The 22009-nt window shown below is 57.1% G+C and carries 16 protein-coding genes and 3 tRNA genes; 7 read left to right on the top strand and 12 right to left on the bottom strand.

All coding sequences use genetic code 11. The annotated features are described in order from the left end of the window. Positions 1 to 15 precede the first annotated feature (15 nt). From ACWKWM_RS15565 to fabI, 6 genes are read left to right on the top strand one after another with little or no spacing between them, the layout of a single operon-like run. Positions 16 to 1845: an extracellular solute-binding protein gene (locus ACWKWM_RS15565; RefSeq protein ID WP_483846988.1), complete on the top strand. Its 1830-nt coding sequence runs from the start codon at positions 16 to 18 to the stop codon at positions 1843 to 1845. Continuing rightward, positions 1842 to 3713, top strand: a complete 1872-nt coding sequence (locus ACWKWM_RS15560) for an extracellular solute-binding protein (protein ID WP_483846987.1) — start codon at positions 1842 to 1844, stop codon at positions 3711 to 3713. The genes ACWKWM_RS15565 and ACWKWM_RS15560 overlap by 4 nt, the downstream gene beginning before the upstream one ends. A 1-nt stretch (position 3714) precedes the next feature. After that, complete coding sequence (locus ACWKWM_RS15555) at positions 3715 to 4788, top strand: microcin C ABC transporter permease YejB (RefSeq protein ID WP_483836137.1); 1074 nt, start codon at positions 3715 to 3717, stop codon at positions 4786 to 4788. Position 4789: 1 nt separating this feature from the next. Further along, positions 4790 to 5809 (top strand): ABC transporter permease, encoded by a 1020-nt coding sequence (locus ACWKWM_RS15550; RefSeq protein ID WP_483846986.1) that lies wholly within the window; start codon positions 4790 to 4792, stop codon positions 5807 to 5809. 1 nt (position 5810) lies between these two features. Further along, complete coding sequence (locus tag ACWKWM_RS15545) at positions 5811 to 7421, top strand: ABC transporter ATP-binding protein (protein WP_483846985.1); 1611 nt, start codon at positions 5811 to 5813, stop codon at positions 7419 to 7421. A gap of 19 nt (positions 7422 to 7440) precedes the next feature. Then, complete coding sequence (fabI, locus tag ACWKWM_RS15540) at positions 7441 to 8235, top strand: enoyl-ACP reductase FabI (RefSeq protein ID WP_483846984.1); 795 nt, start codon at positions 7441 to 7443, stop codon at positions 8233 to 8235. Positions 8236 to 8439: 204 nt separating this feature from the next. Here fabI and ACWKWM_RS15535 read toward each other — a convergent pair whose 3' ends face one another. The 9 genes from ACWKWM_RS15535 to ACWKWM_RS15495 form a co-directional block, all read right to left on the bottom strand. Next, positions 8440 to 10311, bottom strand: a complete 1872-nt coding sequence (locus ACWKWM_RS15535) for a SurA N-terminal domain-containing protein (RefSeq protein ID WP_483846983.1) — start codon at positions 10309 to 10311, stop codon at positions 8440 to 8442. Positions 10312 to 10538: 227 nt separating this feature from the next. Then, a complete protein-coding gene (locus tag ACWKWM_RS15530; protein ID WP_096822334.1) occupies positions 10539 to 10811 on the bottom strand; it encodes an HU family DNA-binding protein in 273 nt (90 codons plus the stop codon). A 149-nt stretch (positions 10812 to 10960) separates the two neighbouring features. Then, the gene (gene lon / locus ACWKWM_RS15525; RefSeq protein ID WP_483846982.1) at positions 10961 to 13357 is read right to left on the bottom strand and encodes an endopeptidase La; all 2397 of its coding nucleotides are present in this window, start codon (positions 13355 to 13357) and stop codon (positions 10961 to 10963) included. A gap of 179 nt (positions 13358 to 13536) precedes the next feature. Continuing rightward, a complete protein-coding gene (clpX, locus tag ACWKWM_RS15520) occupies positions 13537 to 14820 on the bottom strand; it encodes an ATP-dependent Clp protease ATP-binding subunit ClpX (RefSeq protein WP_483846981.1) in 1284 nt (427 codons plus the stop codon). Between the two features lie 114 nt (positions 14821 to 14934). Beyond that, positions 14935 to 15576 (bottom strand): ATP-dependent Clp endopeptidase proteolytic subunit ClpP, encoded by a 642-nt coding sequence (gene clpP / locus ACWKWM_RS15515; RefSeq protein ID WP_268797144.1) that lies wholly within the window; start codon positions 15574 to 15576, stop codon positions 14935 to 14937. A 90-nt stretch (positions 15577 to 15666) separates the two neighbouring features. Further along, positions 15667 to 16977, bottom strand: a complete 1311-nt coding sequence (gene tig, locus ACWKWM_RS15510) for a trigger factor (protein WP_483846980.1) — start codon at positions 16975 to 16977, stop codon at positions 15667 to 15669. A 373-nt stretch (positions 16978 to 17350) separates the two neighbouring features. Beyond that, positions 17351 to 17435: transfer RNA gene (locus ACWKWM_RS15505), tRNA-Leu, on the bottom strand. 57 nt (positions 17436 to 17492) lie between these two features. Then, positions 17493 to 17568 (bottom strand) — tRNA-His (locus tag ACWKWM_RS15500). 61 nt (positions 17569 to 17629) lie between these two features. After that, positions 17630 to 17706: transfer RNA gene (locus ACWKWM_RS15495), tRNA-Arg, on the bottom strand. Between the two features lie 306 nt (positions 17707 to 18012). On the opposite strand from ACWKWM_RS15495, the gene folD reads away from it, so the two are divergent. Next, a complete protein-coding gene (gene folD / locus ACWKWM_RS15490) occupies positions 18013 to 18867 on the top strand; it encodes a bifunctional methylenetetrahydrofolate dehydrogenase/methenyltetrahydrofolate cyclohydrolase FolD (protein WP_483846979.1) in 855 nt (284 codons plus the stop codon). 177 nt (positions 18868 to 19044) lie between these two features. Here the strand turns inward: folD and ACWKWM_RS15485 are convergent, their stop codons facing one another. The 3 genes from ACWKWM_RS15485 to ACWKWM_RS15475 form a co-directional block, all read right to left on the bottom strand. After that, the gene (locus tag ACWKWM_RS15485) at positions 19045 to 20814 is read right to left on the bottom strand and encodes an ABC transporter substrate-binding protein (RefSeq protein WP_483846978.1); all 1770 of its coding nucleotides are present in this window, start codon (positions 20812 to 20814) and stop codon (positions 19045 to 19047) included. Positions 20815 to 20900: 86 nt separating this feature from the next. Then, positions 20901 to 21173, bottom strand: a complete 273-nt coding sequence (locus ACWKWM_RS15480) for a DUF2160 domain-containing protein (RefSeq protein WP_483836146.1) — start codon at positions 21171 to 21173, stop codon at positions 20901 to 20903. 12 nt (positions 21174 to 21185) lie between these two features. Beyond that, positions 21186 to 22004 (bottom strand): carbohydrate ABC transporter permease, encoded by an 819-nt coding sequence (locus ACWKWM_RS15475; RefSeq protein ID WP_483846977.1) that lies wholly within the window; start codon positions 22002 to 22004, stop codon positions 21186 to 21188. Positions 22005 to 22009: the final 5 nt, after the last annotated feature.

Raw genomic sequence — 22009 nt, 5'->3', positions numbered from 1 at the left:
GGATCGAACCTCGATTTGATACGCCATTGCCTGCTGATCGTAAGCCTGGCCTTGAGCACGACAGCCGCCGCGACCGTCAGCGAAAGCCATGGTTACGCACAGTTCGGTGTTCTCAAGTACCCGGCCAGTTTTACGCATTTCGACTGGGTCAATCCCGAGGCGCCGAAGGCTGGCACCCTGCGAATCATGGCGTTCGGCACTTTCGACACCCTCAACGCCTACACCTTCAAGGGCAGCAGCCCGATCTCGACCCCCAATTTCGGCCAGTACGGCGTCAGTGAGCTGAATGAGCCATTAATGGTCGGCACCGGCCAGTACGACCCTTCGGGCGACGAACCGACCTCAAGCTACGGCCTGATCGCCAAGTCCGTCGAATACAGCGAAGACCGCAGCTGGGTGGTGTTCAACCTGCGACCCGAAGCGCGTTTTCACGACGGCAAGGCGATTACCGCCTACGACGTCGCGTTCTCCTACAGAACGCTGCTCAAGGACGGCCATCCGCAATACCGTACGGCACTGCAAGAAGTGCAGCGGGTGGACATCCTCAACCGTCATCGCATTCGCTTCGTGTTTAAACGTAGCGGCAATCCATTACTGATCCTGCGCCTGGGCGAACTGCCCGTGCTCCCGCAGCATTACTGGAAGAACCGCGATTTCAAGGCCACCACCTTCGAGCCGCCTCTGGGCAGCGGGCCCTATCGCATCACCCAGGTTCATCCCGGCCGTAGCCTGGTGTTCGAGCGGGTCAAGGATTACTGGGGCAAGGACTTGCCAGTCAATCGCGGCAAGTACAATTTCAATCGCGTCGAGGTCGAGTTCTATCGCGATGCGGATGTAGCGTTCGAAGCGTTCAAAGCGGGCGAATTCGACATCTACATTGAGCACCAGGCGAAGAACTGGTCGACCGGTTATGACTTCCCGGCAGTGGCCGACGGCGACGTGATCAAGGCCCAGATCACCCACAAGATTCCGACGCAAACCCAAGGTTTGTTCATGAATACCCGCCGCTCGACGTTTGCCGACGTCAAGGTGCGTGAAGCACTGGGGCTGATGTTCAATTTCGAGTGGACCAACCGCACGCTGTTCAACAATGCCTACAAGCGCTCGACCAGCTACTACCCCAACAGCGACTTCTCGGCCACTGACCTGCCGATTGGCCGCGAATTTCTGACCCTGGCGCCGTACCGCGAACAGTTGCCCCCCAACCTGTTCACCCAGCCCTTCAGCGTGTCGAAAACCGACGGCGGAGGCATTCCGCGGGACACCATGCGCAAAGCGCTGGGCCTGTTCGCACAAGCGGGATGGAAGTTTTCCGATGGCCGCCTGATGGGCAATAACGGGCAGCCGTTACGATTCGAAATACTGTTGGTCAATCCCAATCTCGAACGGATCCTGCAGCCCTACATCGAAGACCTCACGCGCATCGGCATCGATGCCAGGCTTCGCACGGTTGATCGTGCGCAATACAAACAGCGTCTGGACCAGTTCGATTTCGACATGATTCTGATGACCCTCAACCAGACCCTCAGCCCCGGCCTTGAGCAGTGGCAGTATTTTCATTCCAGCCAGGCGAATATCAAGGGCAGCAAGAACTATGCGGGCATTGCCAATCCGGTGGTGGACAACCTGCTCAACCAATTGCTCGCCGCCAAGACCCAGGACGATCAGGTCGCTGCGACCAAAGCACTGGACAGAGTCCTGCTCTGGCAGCACTACATGATCCCCAACTGGTACCTCAATAATCATCGTCTGGCGTACCGCAACCGGTTCGTCATGGTCACCACCCCGCCCTACACCCTGGGCCTGCGTGCGTGGTGGCTCAAGCCTTCGGAGAAACCCCAATGACTGCCCTTCGCTCCCTGTTCACACAGGCTGGCGGCTTGTTTCTGCTGGGCATTGCCTGCGCGGCCCAAGCGGCCCCGGAACACGCCATCACGCTGTACAACGAAGCGCCAAAATACCCGGCCAACTTCAAGCACTTCGATTATGCAAACCCCGACGCGCCCAAGGGTGGGACCTTCCGTCAGGCAGGGTTCGGCGGCTTCGACAGCCTCAACCCGTTCATTAGCAAGGGCGTGCCGGCCGACGACATCGGCCTGATCTACGACACACTCGCCCGCCAGGGTCTGGATGAGCCGTTTACCGAATACGGCCTGATTGCCGGCAAAATCGAAAAAGCCCCGGACAACAGTTGGGTGCGCTTTTACCTGCGGCCCGAGGCCAAGTTCAGCGACGGCCATCCGGTCCGCGCCGAAGACGTGGTGTTCAGTTTCCAGACGCTGATCAAAGACGGCTCGCCGCTGTACCGCAGCTACTACGCCGACATTGACCAAGCGATTGCCGAAGACCCGCTCAAAGTGCTCTTCAAATTCAAGCACAACGACAACCGCGAATTGCCGCTGATCCTCGGCCAGTTGCCGGTGCTGCCGAAACACTGGTGGGAAGGTCGCGACTTCAGCAAGGGCAACCTGGAAATCCCGCTGGGCAGCGGGCCGTACAAGGTCGTCGAGGTGAAGGCCGGCCGCTCCGTGCGCTATGAGCGGGTCAAGGACTACTGGGGCAAGGATCTGCCGGTGAACAAGGGCTTCTATAACTTCGACACCCTGTCCACCGAGTACTACCGTGACAACACCGTCGCGCTGGAAGCCATGAAAGCCGGCGCCTTCGACTACTGGCTGGAGACCAGCGCGAAAAACTGGGCCACCGCCTACGACACCCCGGCGGTCAAAGACGGCCGTTTGATCCGTGAGGAAATTCCCAACGGCAACCCGCAGGGCATGCAGGGATTTATCTTCAACCTGCGCAAGCCGATGTTCCAGGACGTGCGCGTGCGCCAGGCACTCAGCCTGCTGTTGGACTTCGAATGGACCAACAAACAGTTATTCAACGGCTCCTACACGCGGACCAAAAGCTACTTCGATAACTCCGACATGGGCTCGCGCGGCTTGCCTACTCCTGAAGAGCTAAAGATTCTCGAACCGCTGCGCGACAAGCTGCCGGCCCAGGTATTCACTGACGAATTCAAACTGCCGGTCACCGATGGCAGCGGCATGATCCGCGAGCAGCAGCGCAAGGCGTTCCAGCTGCTCAAGGAAGCGGGCTGGAAAATCGTTGGCGACAAAATGGTCGACACCGAAGGCAAGCCGGTGACCATTGAATTTTTGCTGGCGCAGACCGAATTCGAACGCATCCTGTTGCCGTTCAAACGCAACCTCAGCGACATCGGCATCAACCTGGAAATTCGTCGCGTTGACGTCTCGCAGTACATCACCCGTCGTCGCTCGCGGGACTACGACATGATCGTCGGCAGCTTCCCGCAGTCCAGCTCGCCCGGTAACGAACAACGTGAGTACTGGGATTCGAGCAGCGCCGACAAGCCTGGCAGCTACAACATTCTGGGGTTGAAAGACCCCGCCGTTGACGTGCTGGTGAGCGGCCTGATCAACGCCGATTCGCGGCAGAGCCTGATTGACCACACCCGCGCCCTGGACCGCGCCCTGCTGTGGGGCTACTACGTTATCCCCAACTGGCACATCAAGACCTGGCGCGTGGCGTACTGGGATCACATCGGTCATCCAAAGGTCTCGCCGCTGTCCGACATCGGCAATATGACCTGGTGGGTCAAGCCTGACGCTCAGCCAGCCGTGCCGCTGGACGCTGCCCCCAAGCAGCCTGATGCAGACGACGCCAAACCTGCGAGCGCGGAGCAATAACATGCTGGCCTATATCTTTCGGCGCCTGTTGCTGATCATCCCGACGCTGCTGGGTATTTTGCTCATCAACTTCGTGATCATTCAGGCGGCGCCCGGCGGCCCGGTGGAACAGATGATCGCCAAGCTGGAGGGTTTCGAAGGCGCCACCAGCCGCATCGCCGGCGGTGGCGCGGAAGTTGCCGTCGCAGGCTCGACCTACCGCGGTGCACAGGGTCTGGACCCAAGCCTGGTGAAAGAAATCGAGCACATGTACGGCTTCGACAAATCGGCGCCGGAACGCTTGTGGATCATGATCAAGAACTACGCCCAGCTGGATTTCGGCAACAGCTTCTTCCGTGATGCCAAGGTCATCGACCTGATTATCGAGAAGATGCCCGTGTCCATATCCTTGGGGTTGTGGAGCACGCTGATCATGTACCTGGTGTCAATCCCGCTGGGGATCGCCAAAGCCACGCGCCATGGCAGCCATTTCGACGTCTGGACCAGTTCGGCGATCATCGTTGGCTACGCAATTCCGGCGTTCTTGTTCGCCATTCTGTTGATCGTGGTATTCGCCGGCGGCAGCTATTTCGACTGGTTCCCGCTGCGCGGCCTGACCTCCAACAACTTCGACCAGATGAGCTGGCTGGGCAAGATCGGCGATTACTTCTGGCACTTGGCGCTGCCTATCACAGCGTTGGTGATCGGCAACTTCGCGACCATGACCCTGCTGACCAAAAACAGCTTTCTCGACGAGATCGGCAAGCAATACGTGATCACTGCCAAGGCCAAGGGTCTGTCGCAGCATCGCGTGCTTTATGGCCATGTGTTTCGCAACGCCATGCTGTTGGTGATCGCAGGTTTTCCGTCGGCGTTCATTGGCATCTTCTTCACAGGTTCTTTGCTGGTGGAAGTGATCTTCTCCCTGGACGGCCTGGGCCTGATGAGCTTCGAAGCGGCGATCAACCGCGATTACCCGGTGGTGTTCGGCACGCTGTTCATCTTCACGTTGCTGGGGCTGGTAGTGAAGCTCATCGGCGATCTGACCTACACGCTGGTTGACCCGCGTATCGACTTCGAAAGCAGGGATCATTAACATGACGTTGTCCCCTCTCAATCGACGCCGCTTCGCCCGTTTCAAAGCCAACAAGCGCGGCTGGTGGTCGCTGTGGCTGTTCCTGATCCTGTTCGGTCTGAGCCTGGGCGCGGAACTGATCGCCAACGACAAACCGCTGGCCGTTCGCTACGACGGCCAGTGGTTCTTCCCGGTGTTCGAGCGCTACCCGGAAACCACGTTCGGCGGCGAATTCCCGCTGGAAGCGAACTACAAAAGCCCCTACATCAAGGAGCTTCTGGCCGCTAAAGACGGCTGGACGTTATGGGCGCCCATCCCCTTCAGCTACCAAAGTATTAACTACGACCTGAAGGTCCCGGCCCCTGCCCCGCCCTCGCGGGACAACCTGTTGGGCACTGATGACCAAGGCCGCGACGTGCTGGCGCGGGTGATTTATGGCTTCAGGGTGTCGGTGCTGTTCGCCCTGACGCTGACCATTCTGAGTTCGATCATCGGCGTGGTTGCCGGCGCGTTGCAGGGTTTCTATGGCGGCTGGGTGGATCTGGTCGGCCAGCGCTTTCTGGAAATATGGTCCGGGCTACCAGTTTTGTATCTGCTGATCATTCTGGCCAGCTTCGTGCAGCCCAACTTCTGGTGGCTGCTAGGCATCATGCTGCTTTTCTCCTGGATGAGTCTGGTGGACGTGGTGCGAGCCGAGTTCCTGCGCGGGCGCAACCTGGAATACGTGCGTGCAGCCCGTGCGCTGGGCATGGAAAACGGCGCGATCATGTTCCGCCACATCCTGCCAAATGCCATGGTGTCGACCATGACCTTCATGCCGTTCATTCTCACCGGCGCGATCGGCACCCTGACCGCGCTGGATTTCCTGGGCTTCGGCCTGCCCGCTGGCTCGCCCTCTCTGGGCGAACTGGTGGCACAAGGCAAATCCAACCTGCAAGCGCCGTGGCTGGGCATGAGTGCCTTCGCCGTACTGGCCTTGATGTTGAGCTTGCTGGTGTTCATCGGCGAATCCGCCCGCGACGCGTTCGACCCAAGGAAATGAGATGAAGCAGGACAATCTGATTGAAATCCGCGACCTGTCCGTCGAGTTCGTCAACGGCGATACAAAGCAGCGCGTGGTCGAGGGCATCAGCTTCGACATCCGCAAGGGCGAAACCCTGGCACTGGTCGGCGAAAGCGGATCGGGTAAGTCAGTCACCGCCCACTCGATTCTGCGATTGCTGCCCTACCCGCTGGCGACTCACCCGACCGGGACCATTCGTTACGCCGGTCACGACATGCTCACCGCCAGCGAGAAGCGTTTGCGGGCGATTCGCGGCAATCGCATCGCGATGATCTTCCAGGAGCCGATGACCTCGTTGAATCCGCTGCAATCGATTGAAAAGCAGATCAACGAAGTGCTCGGCCTGCACAAAGGTTTGACGGGCAAGGCGGCCACTGAGCGTACGCTGGAGTTGCTGGGCATGGTCGGCATCCCCGAACCGCGCAAACGCCTCAAAGCGTTGCCTCACGAGCTGTCTGGCGGGCAACGGCAGCGAGTGATGATCGCCATGGCGCTGGCCAACGAGCCGGAGCTGTTGATTGCCGATGAGCCAACCACCGCGCTCGACGTCACGGTGCAGCTGAAAATCCTTAAACTGCTCAAGGAATTGCAGGGCCGGCTGGGAATGGCCCTGCTGCTGATCAGCCACGATTTGAACGTGGTTCGACAAATAGCCAACCGAGTATGTGTCATGCAGCGCGGTTGCATCGTCGAACAGGCGTCATGCGAGGAGCTGTTCCGTTCGCCGCAGCATCCGTACACCAAAGAATTGCTCAGCGCCGAGCCCAAAGGCGGCCCCGCCGACAACGCTCCGGGGCCGCCGATGCTTGAAGTGGACAACCTGCGGGTATGGTTTCCGATCAAAAAGGGCCTGTTCAAACGCACCGTCGATCATGTGAAAGCGGTCGATGGCATTCACTTCAGCCTGCCCAAAGGTCAGACCCTGGGCATCGTTGGGGAAAGCGGTTCGGGCAAGTCGACGTTGGGCCTGGCGATTCTTCGGCTAATCGGTAGCGACGGCGCCATACGCTTTCAGGGCAAGCCGCTAGACTCCCTGACGCAGCAGCAGGTTCGCCCGCTGCGGCGGCAAATGCAGGTGGTGTTTCAAGATCCGTTTGGCAGCCTGAGCCCACGCATGTCGGTGTGCGACATCGTTGGCGAAGGCCTGCGGATTCACAAGATGGGCACGCCGGTGGAGCAGGAATCGGCGGTGATCGAAGCGCTCAAGGAGGTAGGTCTGGACCCGGATACCCGGCACCGCTACCCCCATGAGTTTTCCGGTGGGCAGCGGCAAAGAATCGCCATCGCCCGGGCATTAGTGTTAAAACCGGCGCTGATTTTGCTGGACGAGCCGACTTCGGCCCTCGACCGCACTGTTCAACGTCAAGTGGTGGAGCTGCTGCGTTCACTGCAAACCAAGTACAACCTGACGTATTTGTTTATCAGCCATGACCTGGCGGTAGTCAAAGCGCTGAGCCACCAACTGATGGTGGTCAAGCAAGGCCAAGTGGTCGAACAGGGTGCAGCCGAAGACATCTTCGCCGCACCGCAACATCCATATACACAGCAGTTGCTGGAAGCCGCGTTTTTGGCCCCGGCAACTGTCGATTAATCTGATAGAGGAACAACACATGGGTTTTCTCGCCGGTAAGCGCGTCCTGATCGTCGGTGTCGCCAGCAAACTGTCCATCGCATCCGGCATTGCTGCCGCCATGCACCGCGAGGGCGCTGAGCTTGCCTTCACCTACCAGAACGAAAAACTCAAGGGTCGCGTCGAAGAATTCGCACAAGGCTGGGGTTCGAACCCTGAGCTGTGCTTTCCGTGCGACGTGGCCAGCGACGAGGAGATCGCCAAGGTCTTCGAAGAACTGAGCAAGAAGTGGGACGGCCTGGACGTGATCGTTCACTCCGTAGGCTTCGCACCGGGTGACCAACTGGATGGCGACTTCACAGAAGCCACCACCCGTGATGGTTTCCGCATCGCTCACGACATCAGCGCCTACAGCTTCGTGGCCCTGGCCAAAGCCGGTCGCGAAATGATGAAAGGCCGCAATGGCAGCCTGCTGACCCTGTCGTACCTGGGCGCAGAGCGCACCATGCCGAACTACAACGTGATGGGCATGGCCAAGGCCAGCCTGGAAGCCGGTGTACGTTATCTGGCAGGCAGCCTTGGTCCGGAAGGCACCCGCGTCAACGCTGTATCGGCTGGCCCGATCCGCACCCTCGCCGCTTCCGGTATCAAGAACTTCCGTAAAATGCTGGCCGCCAACGAAGCGCAGACTCCATTGCGCCGTAACGTGACCATCGATGAAGTCGGCAACGCCGGCGCATTCCTGTGCTCTGACCTGGCATCGGGCATCAGCGGTGAAATCATGTACGTCGACGGCGGCTTCAACACCACCGCGATGGGCAATATCGAAGAGTGATGTGATTGGGCCTGAGCAGTTTTGATCGTTCCCACGCTCCGGCGTGGGAATGCATCCCGGGACGCTCCGCGTCCTTGACGCAGAGCGTCAGAGGCAGCGTTACCACGCAGAGCGTGGGAACGATCAGATACACTGTTTTCCCACTCAACAAAAAGCCCCGGTCTCTCACGAGCCGGGGCTTTTTGTTGTCAGCGGATCAACCGATCAATACTTCTCGATCTTCGCTGCGCTTTGCAGCTGCGCACGGTACGCGGCGAAGTCCTGCTGGCCCTCACGGGAAGCAAGGAAGCGACGGTACTGAGCTTTCTCTTCATCGGTCGGTGGAGCGGCCTGATTGACGCCATTAAGGCGCACGATCACGAAGCTGCCATCGGCGGCGGTCAGGCTGCCATAACCAGGCTTGTCCTTACCTTCCGGCTTGGGCATGCGGAACAACGCTTGCAGCACCTGGGGATCAACACCCTCCTGACTGCGCGACGCGGCTTCCACGACCTTCCAGCTCTGACCTTCCTGCTTGGCGGCCAACGGAGTCTTGCCATCACGCAGACCTGCGAGTAGCGCCTGGCCTTTGGTTTTCACCGCTTCGCTGGCGTGCTCTTTGGTCAGCTGCGCACGAATCGCGCTGGACACTGCTTCAAGCGGCAATTGCTCTGGCTGACGATGCTCCTTGGAGCGCACCACCAGCACCGTCTCCGGATCAAGCTCCAGTGCCGAGCTGTTGGAACCTTCTTCCAGCACTTCAGGGCTAAAAGCGGCCTGGATCACAGCGCGGTTAGCCGTCAGACCTTCACCGCCTTCACGACCGAACGGCGCGGAAGTCTGGACTTTCAGGCCAAGATCCTGTGCTGGCTGCGCCAGATCGGAGGACTCGAACGCTGTGTCTTCCAATTGTTTGGTCGCTTCAACGAACTTCTGTTCCACCAAAGCCGATTTCAGGTCGGTGGTCAGCTTCTCTTTGAGGCTGGCGAACGTCGGCACAGACGGCGCTTCAACGCCCAGCAGCTTGATCAAGTGCCAGCCAAACTGACTGCGAACCGGCGCCGAGACCTGATCCTTGTTCAACGCATACAGCGCGTCTTCGAAGGCCGGATCGTAGACGCCTTTGCCGGCATAACCCAGATCACCACCTTTGGCGGACGAACCCGGGTCCTGAGACAGCTCTTTGGCAAGTGCAGCGAAGTCTTCGCCTTTTGCCAGACGCTGTTGAATCTCTTCAACCTTCGCCTTGGCCTGGGCATCGGTCATCTTGTCGTTGACTTCGATGAGGATGTGGGCAGCACGACGCTGCTCAGCCAGGTTGGCGATTTCTTTCTGGTAAGCCGCCTGAAGGTCTTCGTCCTTGACCGACACTTTGTCGAAGAAGGAGGATTTCTTCAGCTCGATGTAATCAAGCACGACTTGCTCAGGGCTCATGAACTCCTTGGCGTGCTCGTCGTAATGAGCCTTGATTTCATCGTCGGTGACTTTGACGCTCGACGGATCAGCTGGCAGCGTCAGCGTGGCGAAATCACGCGTCTGTTTTTCCAGACGGGCAAAAGCGTCAACCTGAGCGTCAGTGATGAACGCGCTACCGGCAACACCTGCGCGCACTTGACCGATCAGCATTTCCTGACCAAGCATCTGGCGAAATTGCATGCGGGTGTAGCCCAGTTGACGGACAACCTGATCGAAACGATCAGCGTTGAACTTGCCGTCTACCTGGAATTCAGGGGTCAACAGAATCTGCTGATCCAGCGATGCTTCCGAGAAACCGAACTTGGCATCCGCAGCGCCTTGCAGCAACAGCTTGCGATCGATCAGCCCCTTGAGGGCAGACTCACGGAGCATTTGGTCATTGAGCATGGCAGGATCGAAATCCTTGCCCAGCTGTTGCGCAAGCTGACGACGTTGCATGTCGACCGCTTGAGCCAGCTCGTTCTGACTGATCTCTTCACCATTGACTTTCGCGGCGTCCTGACTATGGCTGGTCGCTCTGAAAATGGCATCGAAACCCGTCAGGGCCATCAGAGCAATGATCACTCCGATAATGGTTTTGGCAATCCAGCCTTGTGAATTGTCCCTGATATTCTGCAGCATGCGTCCCCCAGAAACGGTGGTGTTTGACTCACCAACCGCGGAGCGTGGGTAGAATCCGGATAGAAGAAAGGCGCATCCGAGGATGCGCCTTCTCGTAACTTGCAAAGCGGACAGGGTTCGAATTTGCGTCCCCCGAGGTGACAGGCCAGCTTACAACCAACCGCACTTGCCGCTTCACAACCAGGACAGAAGTGGAAGTCCTGGCTGGGTAAAGGCAACGATGAAACTTAGTTCACAGCTTCTTTCAGCGCTTTACCGGCTTTGAAACCTGGCTTCTTGGCAGCAGCGATTTCCAGCGTCTTACCGGTCTGTGGGTTACGGCCTACGCGAGCAGGACGGTCTGTCACGGAGAAGGTACCGAAACCTACCAGTACAACGGAGTCGCCAGCCTTGAGAGCGCCAGTGACGGATTCGATGACTGCATCCAGCGCACGGCCAGCAGCAGCTTTCGGGATATCAGCGGATGCAGCGATAGCATCAATCAGTTCCGACTTGTTCACTCTAAGTCCCCTTATATCTATTGAGTATTTTCTAAGTTTTTTGGTGAAGCCAAACGAGCGCTGAGTGGCCTGGCTATATCGACTGCCTAGGCTTTGAAGAGCCGCTTTATAACAAGGGCTCTAAAAAGCTGTCAAGGAAGCCCCTCAGACTAATGCGTGCTAATTCTTTCCTTAGAATCAGACTCGCGTTTTTCATCCTTTGCAACCATCTCCGGAGCCACATCCGGCAAGGGCTCCGGCGCGTATTGCAGCGCAATTTGCAGGACTTCGTCAATCCATTTAACCGGCTTGATCTGTAGATCCTGTTTGATGTTGTCCGGAATCTCTTTCAGATCACGCACGTTTTCTTCTGGAATGATGACCGTTTTGATTCCACCACGGTGTGCCGCCAGCAGCTTTTCCTTCAGCCCGCCGATCGCCAGAACCTGCCCGCGAAGAGTAATTTCACCGGTCATTGCCACGTCCGCGCGCACAGGTATCTGTGTCAGCGCTGAAACCAGCGCCGTGCACATGCCTACGCCTGCGCTAGGGCCGTCTTTGGGCGTTGCGCCTTCCGGCATATGGATATGGGTGTCGCGCTTCTCGTGGAAGTCCACGGGGATGCCCAGACTTTTTGCGCGACTGCGTACAACGGTCAGTGCTGCGGTGATCGATTCGACCATCACGTCTCCCAGGGAACCAGTCTTGATCAACTGACCTTTACCCGGCACCACGGCAGCCTCGATGGTCAGCAATTCGCCGCCCACTTGAGTCCACGCAAGACCGGTAACTTGACCGATCTGGTCCTGTTGTTCGGCCAATCCGTAGCGGAATTTGCGAACACCGAGGAAATTTTCCAGCATGTCGGCCGTGACCTTCACCGAAAAACGCTTCTCGTGAGCGTGTTCCTTGACCGCTTTACGGCAAACTTTAGCGATCTGGCGCTCAAGACTACGGACACCGGCTTCACGGGTGTAATACCGGATAATGTCGCGAATGGCCTCAGCGTCAAACTCGATTTCGCCCTTCTTCAAACCGTTCGCAGCAATCTGCTTTGGAGAGAGATATTTGGTGGCGATGTTGATCTTTTCGTCTTCGGTGTAACCAGGCAGGCGAATGACTTCCATACGGTCCAGCAATGCGGCTGGAATGTTCATGGAGTTCGCGGTGCACAGGAACATCACGTCCGATAGGTCGTAATCGACTTCAAGATAGTGGTCGTTGAAGTTGTGGTTCTGTTCAGGATCGAGCACTTCGAGCAGCGCCGAGGCAGGATCGCCACGCATGTCGCTGCCCATCTTGTCGATTTCGTCGAGCAGGAACAGCGGGTTGCGCACGCCAACCTTGGTCATTTTCTGGATCAGACGACCTGGCATCGAACCGATGTAGGTACGACGGTGACCGCGGATTTCCGCTTCGTCACGCACGCCGCCCAACGCCATCCGCACGAATTTGCGATTGGTTGCGTGGGCAATGGACTCGGCCAGCGAGGTTTTACCCACGCCAGGAGGACCGACCAGGCACAACACGGGGCCGCGAATCTTCTTCACGCGCTTTTGCACGGCGAGGTATTCGAGGATGCGCTCTTTGACTTCGTCCAGCCCGTAGTGGTCGGCGTCGAGAATGTCTTCGGCGCGAGCCAGATCAAGGCGAACCTTGCTCTGCGCTTTCCATGGCACCTGAACCAGCCAGTCGATGTACGAACGAACAACTGTGGCTTCAGCCGACATCGGCGACATTTGCTTGAGCTTGTTGAGCTCGGCCGTCGCTTTGGTCAGGGCGTCTTTGGGCAGGCCAGCGGCGTCGATGCGCTTTTTCAGCTCTTCGATTTCGTTGTGGCCTTCGTCGCTGTCGCCGAGCTCTTTTTGAATGGCCTTCATCTGCTCATTCAGGTAGTACTCGCGCTGACTGCGCTCCATTTGTTTCTTCACGCGGCCACGGATGCGCTTCTCGACCTGCAGCAGGTCGATCTCGGCATCCAGCAAGGCGAGCACGTGTTCGACCCGTGCGGACAGGTCAATGATCTCGAGAATCTCCTGCTTCTGTTCGATTTTCAGCGCCATATGCGCTGCCATGGTATCGACCAGACGGCCAGGTTCATCAATGCTGTTGAGGGAGGAAAGGACTTCAGCCGGGACTTTTTTGCCCAGCTGCACGTATTGTTCGAACTGAGCCAGCAGGCTACGCACGAACACTTCGGATTCACGGTCCGGCGCGTCGACTTCGTCGATCAGCGCGACTTCGGCACGGCAATGGCCATCGACCTCGATGAAGCGTTCGACAGAGCCGCGCTGCTCGCCTTCAACCAGCACCTTCACGGTGCCGTCAGGCAGTTTCAGCAGCTGCAACACGGTTGCAACAGTGCCCACGCTATAAAGAGCGTCTTCACCAGGATCATCGTCTGCTGGGTTTCTTTGCGCGAGCAGGAGGATTTGCTTGTCGCCGGTCATCGCGGCTTCAAGAGCCTCGATCGACTTCTCGCGCCCCACGAACAGTGGGATAACCATATGCGGATAAACCACAACATCGCGCAATGGCAAAAGAGGCAATTCAATGGTCGTCTTCATGATTTCGCCTCTACGGCGGCCGTAAGGCCATGGACAGATAGATATGAGCTGAAAATCAAGATGGGGGTAGATACCTAAAAAAACAAGCGCGGGATCAACGAAATGCAAAACCGCTTCAAATGCAAAAGGGGCCCGAAGGCCCCTCTGCGTTTACATCACTTGCGGCATGACGCCAACGCTTAAGCGTCAGGCGCCACCTTCGCAGGTGCCTCGCTGTTTTCATAAATCAACAGCGGCTTGGACGTCCCTTCGATGACGCTTTCATCGATGACCACTTTGCTCACGTCAGACTGCGACGGGATTTCATACATGGTGTCGAGAAGCACACCCTCCAGGATGGAACGTAGACCTCGGGCACCGGTCTTGCGCTCAAGCGCACGACGAGCAACCGATTTAAGCGCATCCGGACGGAACTCAAGGTCCACGCCTTCCATTTCAAAGAGCTTGCCGTACTGCTTGGTCAGCGCATTCTTGGGCTCGGTCAAAATCTGCATCAGCGCAGCTTCATCCAGCTCATCAAGCGTTGCCAGTACTGGCAGACGGCCAACGAATTCCGGGATCAGACCAAACTTGACCAGATCGTCAGGCTCGACTTCACGCAGGGACTCGCCCACCTTCTTGCCTTCTTCCTTGCTGCGCACTTCCGCGTTAAAACCGATTCCACCGCGGGTAGAACGCGCCTGGATGACTTTTTCAAGCCCAGAGAACGCGCCACCACAGATAAACAGGATATTACGCGTATCCACTTGCAGGAATTCCTGCTGTGGGTGCTTGCGACCGCCTTGGGGCGGAACGGAAGCCACAGTGCCCTCGATCAGCTTCAGCAAGGCTTGTTGCACGCCTTCACCGGACACGTCACGAGTGATCGAAGGGTTGTCAGACTTGCGCGAAATCTTGTCGATTTCATCGATATAGACAATACCCATCTGGGCCTTCTCTACGTCGTAATCGCACTTCTGCAACAACTTCTGGATGATGTTTTCAACGTCCTCACCCACATAACCGGCTTCGGTCAGGGTGGTGGCGTCCGCGATGGTGAAAGGAACATTGAGCAAACGAGCCAGCGTTTCCGCCAACAGGGTCTTGCCGGAGCCCGTAGGGCCGATCAGCAGGATGTTGCTCTTGCCCAACTCAACGTCGTCGTTTTTCTTGTCACGCTGGTTCAAACGCTTGTAGTGGTTGTACACCGCTACCGCGAGAACCTTTTTGGCACGTTCCTGACCGATTACATACTGGTCAAGGATGCCGCTGATTTCTTTAGGCGATGGTAATTTATGGGCGCTGCTCTCTGCCTGGGCTTCTTGCACCTCCTCGCGGATGATGTCATTGCACAGGTCGACGCACTCGTCACAGATAAATACCGAGGGGCCGGCAATCAACTTGCGTACTTCATGCTGGCTTTTGCCGCAGAAGGAGCAGTAAAGCAGTTTGCCGTTATCCTCGCCGTTGCGGGTGTCAGTCATTCGATCGATCCAATCCGGTAGGCTTGCAACACAAGATGAAGGCAATTGCGGGCTTTTTCAAGTCCGCAGGTGGCACGGATGTCCGGCCACCCGGGATTACTGCCTATCTAGCAGTCATTTGACCATTTGGCGTTTGTCGAGAACCGAATCAACCAGACCGTATTCAGCAGCGCGTTCGGCGCTCATGAAGTTGTCGCGGTTGGTGTCTTTCTCGATGGTTTCCAGCGACTGACCTGTGTGGTGAGCCAGCAATTCATTCAGACGTTGACGAATGAACAGGATCTCTTTGGCATGGATATCGATATCCGAAGCCTGACCCTGGAAACCGCCCAGCGGCTGGTGAATCATCACGCGCGAATTCGGCAGTGCGAAACGCTTGCCATGTGCGCCACCGGCCAACAGAAACGCGCCCATGCTGCAGGCCTGACCCATGCATGTGGTCGACACGTCTGGCTTGATGAACTGCATGGTGTCGTAGATCGCCATGCCTGCAGTCACCGAACCGCCTGGTGAGTTGATGTAAAGATGGATGTCCTTGTCCGGGTTTTCCGCTTCAAGGAACAGCAGTTGCGCCGAGATCAGGTTGGCCATGTAGTCTTCTACTGGACCCACCAGAAAGATCACTCGCTCCTTGAGCAGGCGCGAATAGATGTCATAGGCGCGTTCGCCACGGGCGGACTGCTCGATAACCATCGGGACCAGGCCGCCTGCGGCCTGGATGTCAGAGTTCTGCTGAATATAAGAATTGCGGGACATGTCCGGCATTCACTCCCAAATAGTCATGTCTTGAATACGCATAAGCCAGCGCGAAGGCTGGCTTATGGTGTTTTCGAACGAGAGGAGAAATCAGTCGGCTTGTGGAGCTTCTACCGGCTTGACAGCTTCTTCGTACGAGACCGCTTTATCGGTCACGCTCGCTTTCTGCAAAACAGTATCCACAACTTGCTCTTCCAGCACAACCGAACGCACTTCGTTCATTTGCTGTTCGTTCTTGTAGTACCAGGATACGACCTGCTCTGGTTCCTGGTAAGCGGAAGCCATTTCCTTGATCAGCTCGCGAACGCGATCTTCGTCAGGCTTGAGGTCGAACTGCTTGACCACTTCAGCAACGATCAGGCCCAGCTCAACGCGACGCTTGGCTTGCTCTTCGAACAGCTCGGCAGGCAGCTGATCTGGCTTGATGTTGCCGCCGAACTGTTGAACGGCCTGAACACGCAGACGGTTCACTTCGTTTTCCAGCAGCGCTTTCGGCACTTCAATCGGGTTGGCGGCCAGCAAGCCGTCCATTACCTGATTCTTGACCTTGGACTTGATCGCCTGACGCAGTTCGCGCTCCATGTTCTTGCGAACTTCGGTGCGGAAGCCGTCGATCCCGGTTTCCTTGATGCCAAACTGATTGAAGAACGTTTCGTTCAACTCAGGCAGTTTCGGCTCGGAAACGGTGTTGACGGTCACATCGAACTCAACCGGCTTGCCGGCCAGTTCCAGATTCTGATAATCCTCTGGGAATGTCAGAGTCAGAACACGCTTTTCGCCAGCTTTTGCGCCAACCAGAGCATCTTCGAAGCCTGGGATCATGCGAGCCGAACCCAGTACCAGCTGAGTGCCGGTAGCGGAACCGCCAGCGAACTCTTCGCCGTCGATCTTGCCCACGAAATCGATGTTCAGTTGATCTTCGTTTTGAGCAGCGCGATCGGTCTCTTCAAAACGAACGTTCTGCTTGCGCAGGATTTCCAGCATGTTGTCCAGGTCGCTGTCGGCCACATCTGCGGACAAACGCTCAACGGCAACGGATTCGAAACCGGCAACGGTGAACTCCGGGAATACTTCGAAAGTAGCGACGTATTCCAGGTCCTTGCCTTTTTCGAAGGACTTTGGCTCAACCGATGGAGCGCCGGCCGGGTTCAGCTTTTGCTCTACGACGGCTTCGTAGAAGGTCGCCTGGATCAGGTCGCCCAATGCATCTTGACGAGCACCGTCTTCGTAACGCTGGCGGATCACGCTCATAGGCACTTTGCCTGGGCGGAAGCCCGGGATCTTGGCTTTACGTGCGGTCTGCTGCAGACGCTTGTTGACTTCAGTCTCGATGCGCTCAGCTGGCACGCCAATGGTCATGCGGCGCTCAAGAGTGGAAGTATTTTCAACAGAAACTTGCATGGATATTCCTCGTTGCACAGACGTTAGCCGGCCGTTTCCGACCCCAGAATCAAGGGCAAGCATTCTAGTGGGTCAAACTCAAGAAGTCACCCTACTGAATCAGGGTAAATAAAGTGGAACCAATCAAGGGATGCGTCGCGCGCACCAATGGCTGTCGCGAGCGCTCTGGGACAGCCCTGATCCGCTCCTATATAAAGGAAGCGAAGCATGACCGAATATCGATCCAGTCCCTGGAAACAGTCCAGACAACCCTGCAACGGATCAGCCGTCGGGGTTGCTGCATCATGAAACCAATACGCTGAAACAAAAAAAGCCGCACTAGGCGGCTTTTCTATTCCCTGAGAACGCCAAGGCAATTCTCAAGGTTTTTAACTGGTGCGGACGGAGAGACTCGAACTCTCACACCTTGCGGCGCTGGAACCTAAATCCAGTGTGTCTACCAATTCCACCACATCCGCATTTGAAGCTGTTAAAGCAAAGGCGCCAGATTATAAGTCTGGCGCCTTCTTCGAATATGGGGTGGACGAAGGGGATCGAACCCTCGACAACGGGAGTCACAATCCCGTGCTCTACCAACTGAGCTACGCCCACCATATCGCGTTGTAACCGGCGCATTCTATTTGAATGCTACTTGTGCCAAAGCTGCCGTTAATGGCGCACCCGGCAGGACTCGAACCTGCGACCATCCGCTTAGAAGGCGGATGCTCTATCCAGCTGAGCTACGGGCACTTATATAATTTGTATTCTTGCGATTACAAACCAAGCGCTTCAATCAAGCTGAGCAGATCTAAACCCACCTGACTCAATCAACCTACCGACTTCGTCCGCCATCGCTGGCCACTCAGTGCTAGGCTGTGCCCGACAAGTGCGACGAATCTTATAGACGGTCTAAAAGGTCGTCAACTCTTTTTTCTAAAAAATTCAGTTAATTAAAGGGGTTAGGGGATTATGCAGACCAACCGCCTTTGCCCTTGGGCGATGTCATGCGAGAATGCGCGCTCTTTTTTCCTCCCTTCCGATGGTTAATCACGCGTAATGACTGCAAAACTAATAGACGGCAAAGCGATCGCAGCCAACCTGCGCCAGCAGATCGCCAAACGTGTCGCCGAGCGTCACGAGCAGGGCCTGCGTACGCCGGGCCTGGCGGTGATACTGGTCGGCAGCGACCCCGCCTCTCAGGTTTACGTCTCGCACAAACGCAAAGACTGCGAAGAAGTCGGGTTCATTTCCCAGGCCTATGACCTGCCCAGCGAAACCACTCAGACCGAGCTGACCGATCTCATTGATCGCCTCAACAATGACGCGGCCATCGACGGCATTCTGCTGCAACTGCCTTTGCCGGAGCATCTGGACGCTTCCAGCCTGCTGGAGCGCATCCGCCCGGACAAAGACGTCGATGGTTTCCATCCTTATAATGTCGGCCGTCTGGCTCAACGTATCCCGCTGCTTCGTCCTTGCACGCCTAAAGGCATCATGACCCTGCTGGAAAGCACCGGGGTCGATCTGTATGGCAAGGATGCAGTGGTGGTTGGCGCCTCCAATATCGTCGGTCGCCCGATGGCGATGGAATTGTTGCTCGCCGGTTGCACCGTGACCGTGACCCACCGCTTCACTCAGGATCTGGCAGGCCACGTCGGCCGCGCGGATCTAGTCGTGGTGGCTGCCGGCAAACCCGGACTGGTCAAGGGTGAATGGATCAAGCCAGGCGCTATCGTCATTGACGTCGGGATCAACCGTCAGGAAGACGGCAAGCTGGTAGGTGATGTGGTTTATGACACCGCCCTGCCCCGCGCTGGCTGGATAACGCCCGTGCCAGGCGGTGTGGGGCCGATGACCCGGGCCTGCCTGCTGGAAAACACCTTGTACGCAGCCGAGACGCTGCACGGCTGATCAGCTCGACCGATCAGGCAAATAAAAACGGCACCCGAGAGTGCCGTTTTTTTATCCCTAACTTCAGCGCTTCTGTAGGCGCCAACTTGTTGGCGAGAGGCGCGACCGGGTGTTCCAGTTACGCCGCCTCGCGAATAAATTCGCTCCTACAGAGCACCGCTCCAGCGATATCAGAATTTACTTCTTGGCCGCTTCCCAGCTTTTCAGCAGTTCGTTGTAGTTGATGGTTTCGCCCTTCGGCTTCTCGTTCGCCAGTTTGCGCTGTGGCGCCAGGAACTTGCCGCCGCTGCTCTCTGCCTTTTTGTACCACTCCTCAGCCGAGGTTTCCGGGTTCATCTTCGGCGCGCAATTGCTCGCGTCCTGGACCTTGGAGCGCTCGATACGGGTCATGATCGCGTCCTGATCCTTGGCCAGACCATCGAGAGCCGCTTGCGCGGTTTTCTCGCCAGTAACGGCTTCAGCCACATGGCTCCACCACAGTTGCGCCAACTTCGGATAATCGGGAACGTTGGTGCCGGTTGGCGACCATTGAACACGGGCAGGGCTGCGGTAGAACTCCACCAGACCACCGAGTTTTGGCGCCAGGGCGGTCATCTCTTTGGAGTTGATGTCCGACTCACGAATCGGCGTCAGGCCAACAATGGTTTTCTTCAGCGATACAGTCTTCGAAGTCACGAATTGTGCGTACAGCCAAGCCGCCAGACGTTGCTTCTCAGGCGTCGCCTTGAGGAATGTCCACGAACCCACGTCCTGATAGCCGAGCTTCATGCCCTCTTTCCAGTACGGACCTTTAGGCGACGGCGCCATCCGCCACTTCGGTGTTCCATCAGCATTCATCACCGGCAGACCAGGCTTGGTCATGTCGGCCGTGAACGCGGTGTACCAGAAGATCTGCTGAGCGACGTTGCCTTGGGACGGCACAGGGCCCGACTCAGAAAACGTCATGCCCGCAGCTTCAGGTGGCGCGTAGGCTTTGAGCCAGTCGATGTATTTCTGGGTCGCGAACACAGCAGCCGGGCCGTTGGTGTCGCCACCTCGGGTGATGCTCGAACCGACCGGATGGCAGTCTTCTACGCGAATACCCCACTCGTCCACCGGCAAACCGTTTGGCAGGCCCTTGTCACCGCTGCCGGCCATGGAGAACCAGGCGTCGGTGAAGCGCCAGCCCAAGGATGGGTCTTTTTTGCCGTAGTCCATGTGGCCGTAGACTTTCTTGCCGTCGATTTCCTTGACGTCTTCGCTGAAGAACTTGGCGATGTCTTCATAGGCAGACCAGTTGACCGGAACGCCCAGCTCGTAGCCGTACTTGGCCTTGAACTTCTCTTTCAGGTCAGCACGGTCAAACCAGTCGGCGCGGAACCAGTACAGGTTGGCGAACTGCTGATCCGGCAGCTGGTAGAGCTTGCCGTCTGGCGCAGTGGTGAACGAGGTGCCAATGAAATCCTTGATGTCCAGCGTTGGCGACGTGAAGTTCTTGCCTTCATTGGCCATCAGATCGGTGAGTGATTCGGCTTTGCCGTAGCGAAAGTGCGTACCGATCAGGTCCGAGTCGTTGACCCAGCCGTCATAAATGCTTTTGTCGGACTGCATGGCCGTTTGCAGCTTCTCGATGACGTCACCTTCCTGTAGCAGGTCGTGGGTCAGCTCGATGCCGGTGATCTCAGTGAACGCCTTGGCCAGGGTCTTGGATTCGTACTCGTGGGTGGTCAGGGTTTCCGACACCACCTTGATCTTCATGCCGCGAAACGGTTCGGCCGCCTTGATGAACCACTTCAACTCTTCCAGTTGCTGTTCGGCGTTGAGCGTGGAAGGCTTGAACTCGCTGCCTACCCATTTCTTCGCTGCATCTTCGTACTGATCCGCCCACGCCGACACGCTCAAGCCGGTGAGTGTCAGCATGGTTGCCAACGTCACGCTATGTCGCAGCTTGTTTTTCTTATTGAACATAGACACCTCCAGTGTTTTTTCTTATGTAGTCCCGCTTGCCAACCTGTCGCGCCTCTTATGGAAGCGGCGCTCTTACGACTCAATCTTCAACCCCAACGCATGACCACCAACAGCCACACCAGAGAAATCCCCGACGCGACCCAGATGCTCCAGTCGGTCGCGCCAATCACCAGCAAATGCAGGTAGGCGCTGCCGAGTAAACCGATGAACAACCGATCGCCACGGGTGGTGGAAATCGGCAAGAAACCGCGCCGTTCAATGCTCGCCGAGCGCAATTCCCAGGCAGTCATGCCGACCAATATCGCGGCGATGCTGCCAAAGAAAATTGCGGTGGGCAGTGTCCAGGCCATCCATTCCATTTTTTCGACTCCTCAGACACGACCAAGAGCAAAGCCCTTGACCACGTGATTGCGAACGAACCAGATCACCAGCATGCCCGGCAGAATGGTCAACACCCCCGCCGCTGCCAGCACCCCCCAATCGATACCCGATGCCGACACCGTGCGGGTCATCACTGCCGCGATGGGCTTGGCGTTGACCGAAGTCAGCGTGCGCGCCAGCAACAGCTCGACCCACGAAAACATGAAGCAGAAGAACGCTGTCACGCCGATGCCGGAGCCAATCAAAGGGATGAAGATCTTCACGAAAAACTTTGGAAAACTGTAGCCGTCGATGTAAGCGGTTTCGTCAATTTCCTTTGGCACACCGGACATGAAGCCTTCGAGAATCCACACCGCCAAGGGCACGTTGAACAGGCAGTGCGCCAGTGCAACGGCAATGTGGGTATCGAACAGGCCAATGGACGAGTACAGCTGGAAAAACGGCAGCAGGAACACGGCCGGCGGCGCCATGCGATTGGTCAGCAACCAGAAGAACAGGTGCTTGTCACCGAGGAAACGATAGCGTGAAAACGCATAAGCCGCTGGCAACGCCACGCTCAGCGATATCACGGTATTCAGGCACACGTAGTACAGCGAGTTAATGTAGCCGCTGTACCAGCTTTCGTCGGTAAAGATCACCTTATAGTTGGCCCATGTGAAGTCCTGCGGAAACAGCGTCAGGCCCCCGAGGATTTCGGTGTTGGTCTTGAACGACATGTTCACCAGCCAGTAGATCGGCAACAGCAGAAACACCAGGTAAATCCACAACGGCAAGATTTTTTTCCAGGAACCACTTTCGCGCGTGCTCATCGGCC

The organism is Pseudomonas rosaeacicularis, from assembly GCF_057128745.1.
Note: the sequence above shows the minus strand (reverse complement) of the source record. Positions and strands in the feature narration are given on the sequence as shown.

Excerpts from the sequence above, each read along its gene's own strand:
- ACWKWM_RS15480 (WP_483836146.1), bottom strand. The coding sequence starts at position 21,173 with ATGGAATGGATGGCCTGGACACTGCCCACCGCAATTTTCTTTGGCAGC.
- lon (WP_483846982.1), bottom strand. The coding sequence starts at position 13,357 with ATGAAGACGACCATTGAATTGCCTCTTTTGCCATTGCGCGATGTTGTG.
- folD (WP_483846979.1), top strand. The coding sequence starts at position 18,013 with ATGACTGCAAAACTAATAGACGGCAAAGCGATCGCAGCCAACCTGCGC.
- ACWKWM_RS15545 (WP_483846985.1), top strand. The coding sequence starts at position 5,811 with ATGAAGCAGGACAATCTGATTGAAATCCGCGACCTGTCCGTCGAGTTC.
- tig (WP_483846980.1), bottom strand. The coding sequence starts at position 16,977 with ATGCAAGTTTCTGTTGAAAATACTTCCACTCTTGAGCGCCGCATGACC.
- clpX (WP_483846981.1), bottom strand. The coding sequence starts at position 14,820 with ATGACTGACACCCGCAACGGCGAGGATAACGGCAAACTGCTTTACTGC.
- ACWKWM_RS15560 (WP_483846987.1), top strand. The coding sequence starts at position 1,842 with ATGACTGCCCTTCGCTCCCTGTTCACACAGGCTGGCGGCTTGTTTCTG.
- clpP (WP_268797144.1), bottom strand. The coding sequence starts at position 15,576 with ATGTCCCGCAATTCTTATATTCAGCAGAACTCTGACATCCAGGCCGCA.
- ACWKWM_RS15485 (WP_483846978.1), bottom strand. The coding sequence starts at position 20,814 with ATGTTCAATAAGAAAAACAAGCTGCGACATAGCGTGACGTTGGCAACC.
- ACWKWM_RS15475 (WP_483846977.1), bottom strand. The coding sequence starts at position 22,004 with ATGAGCACGCGCGAAAGTGGTTCCTGGAAAAAAATCTTGCCGTTGTGG.
- ACWKWM_RS15535 (WP_483846983.1), bottom strand. The coding sequence starts at position 10,311 with ATGCTGCAGAATATCAGGGACAATTCACAAGGCTGGATTGCCAAAACC.
- ACWKWM_RS15550 (WP_483846986.1), top strand. The coding sequence starts at position 4,790 with ATGACGTTGTCCCCTCTCAATCGACGCCGCTTCGCCCGTTTCAAAGCC.
- ACWKWM_RS15555 (WP_483836137.1), top strand. The coding sequence starts at position 3,715 with ATGCTGGCCTATATCTTTCGGCGCCTGTTGCTGATCATCCCGACGCTG.
- fabI (WP_483846984.1), top strand. The coding sequence starts at position 7,441 with ATGGGTTTTCTCGCCGGTAAGCGCGTCCTGATCGTCGGTGTCGCCAGC.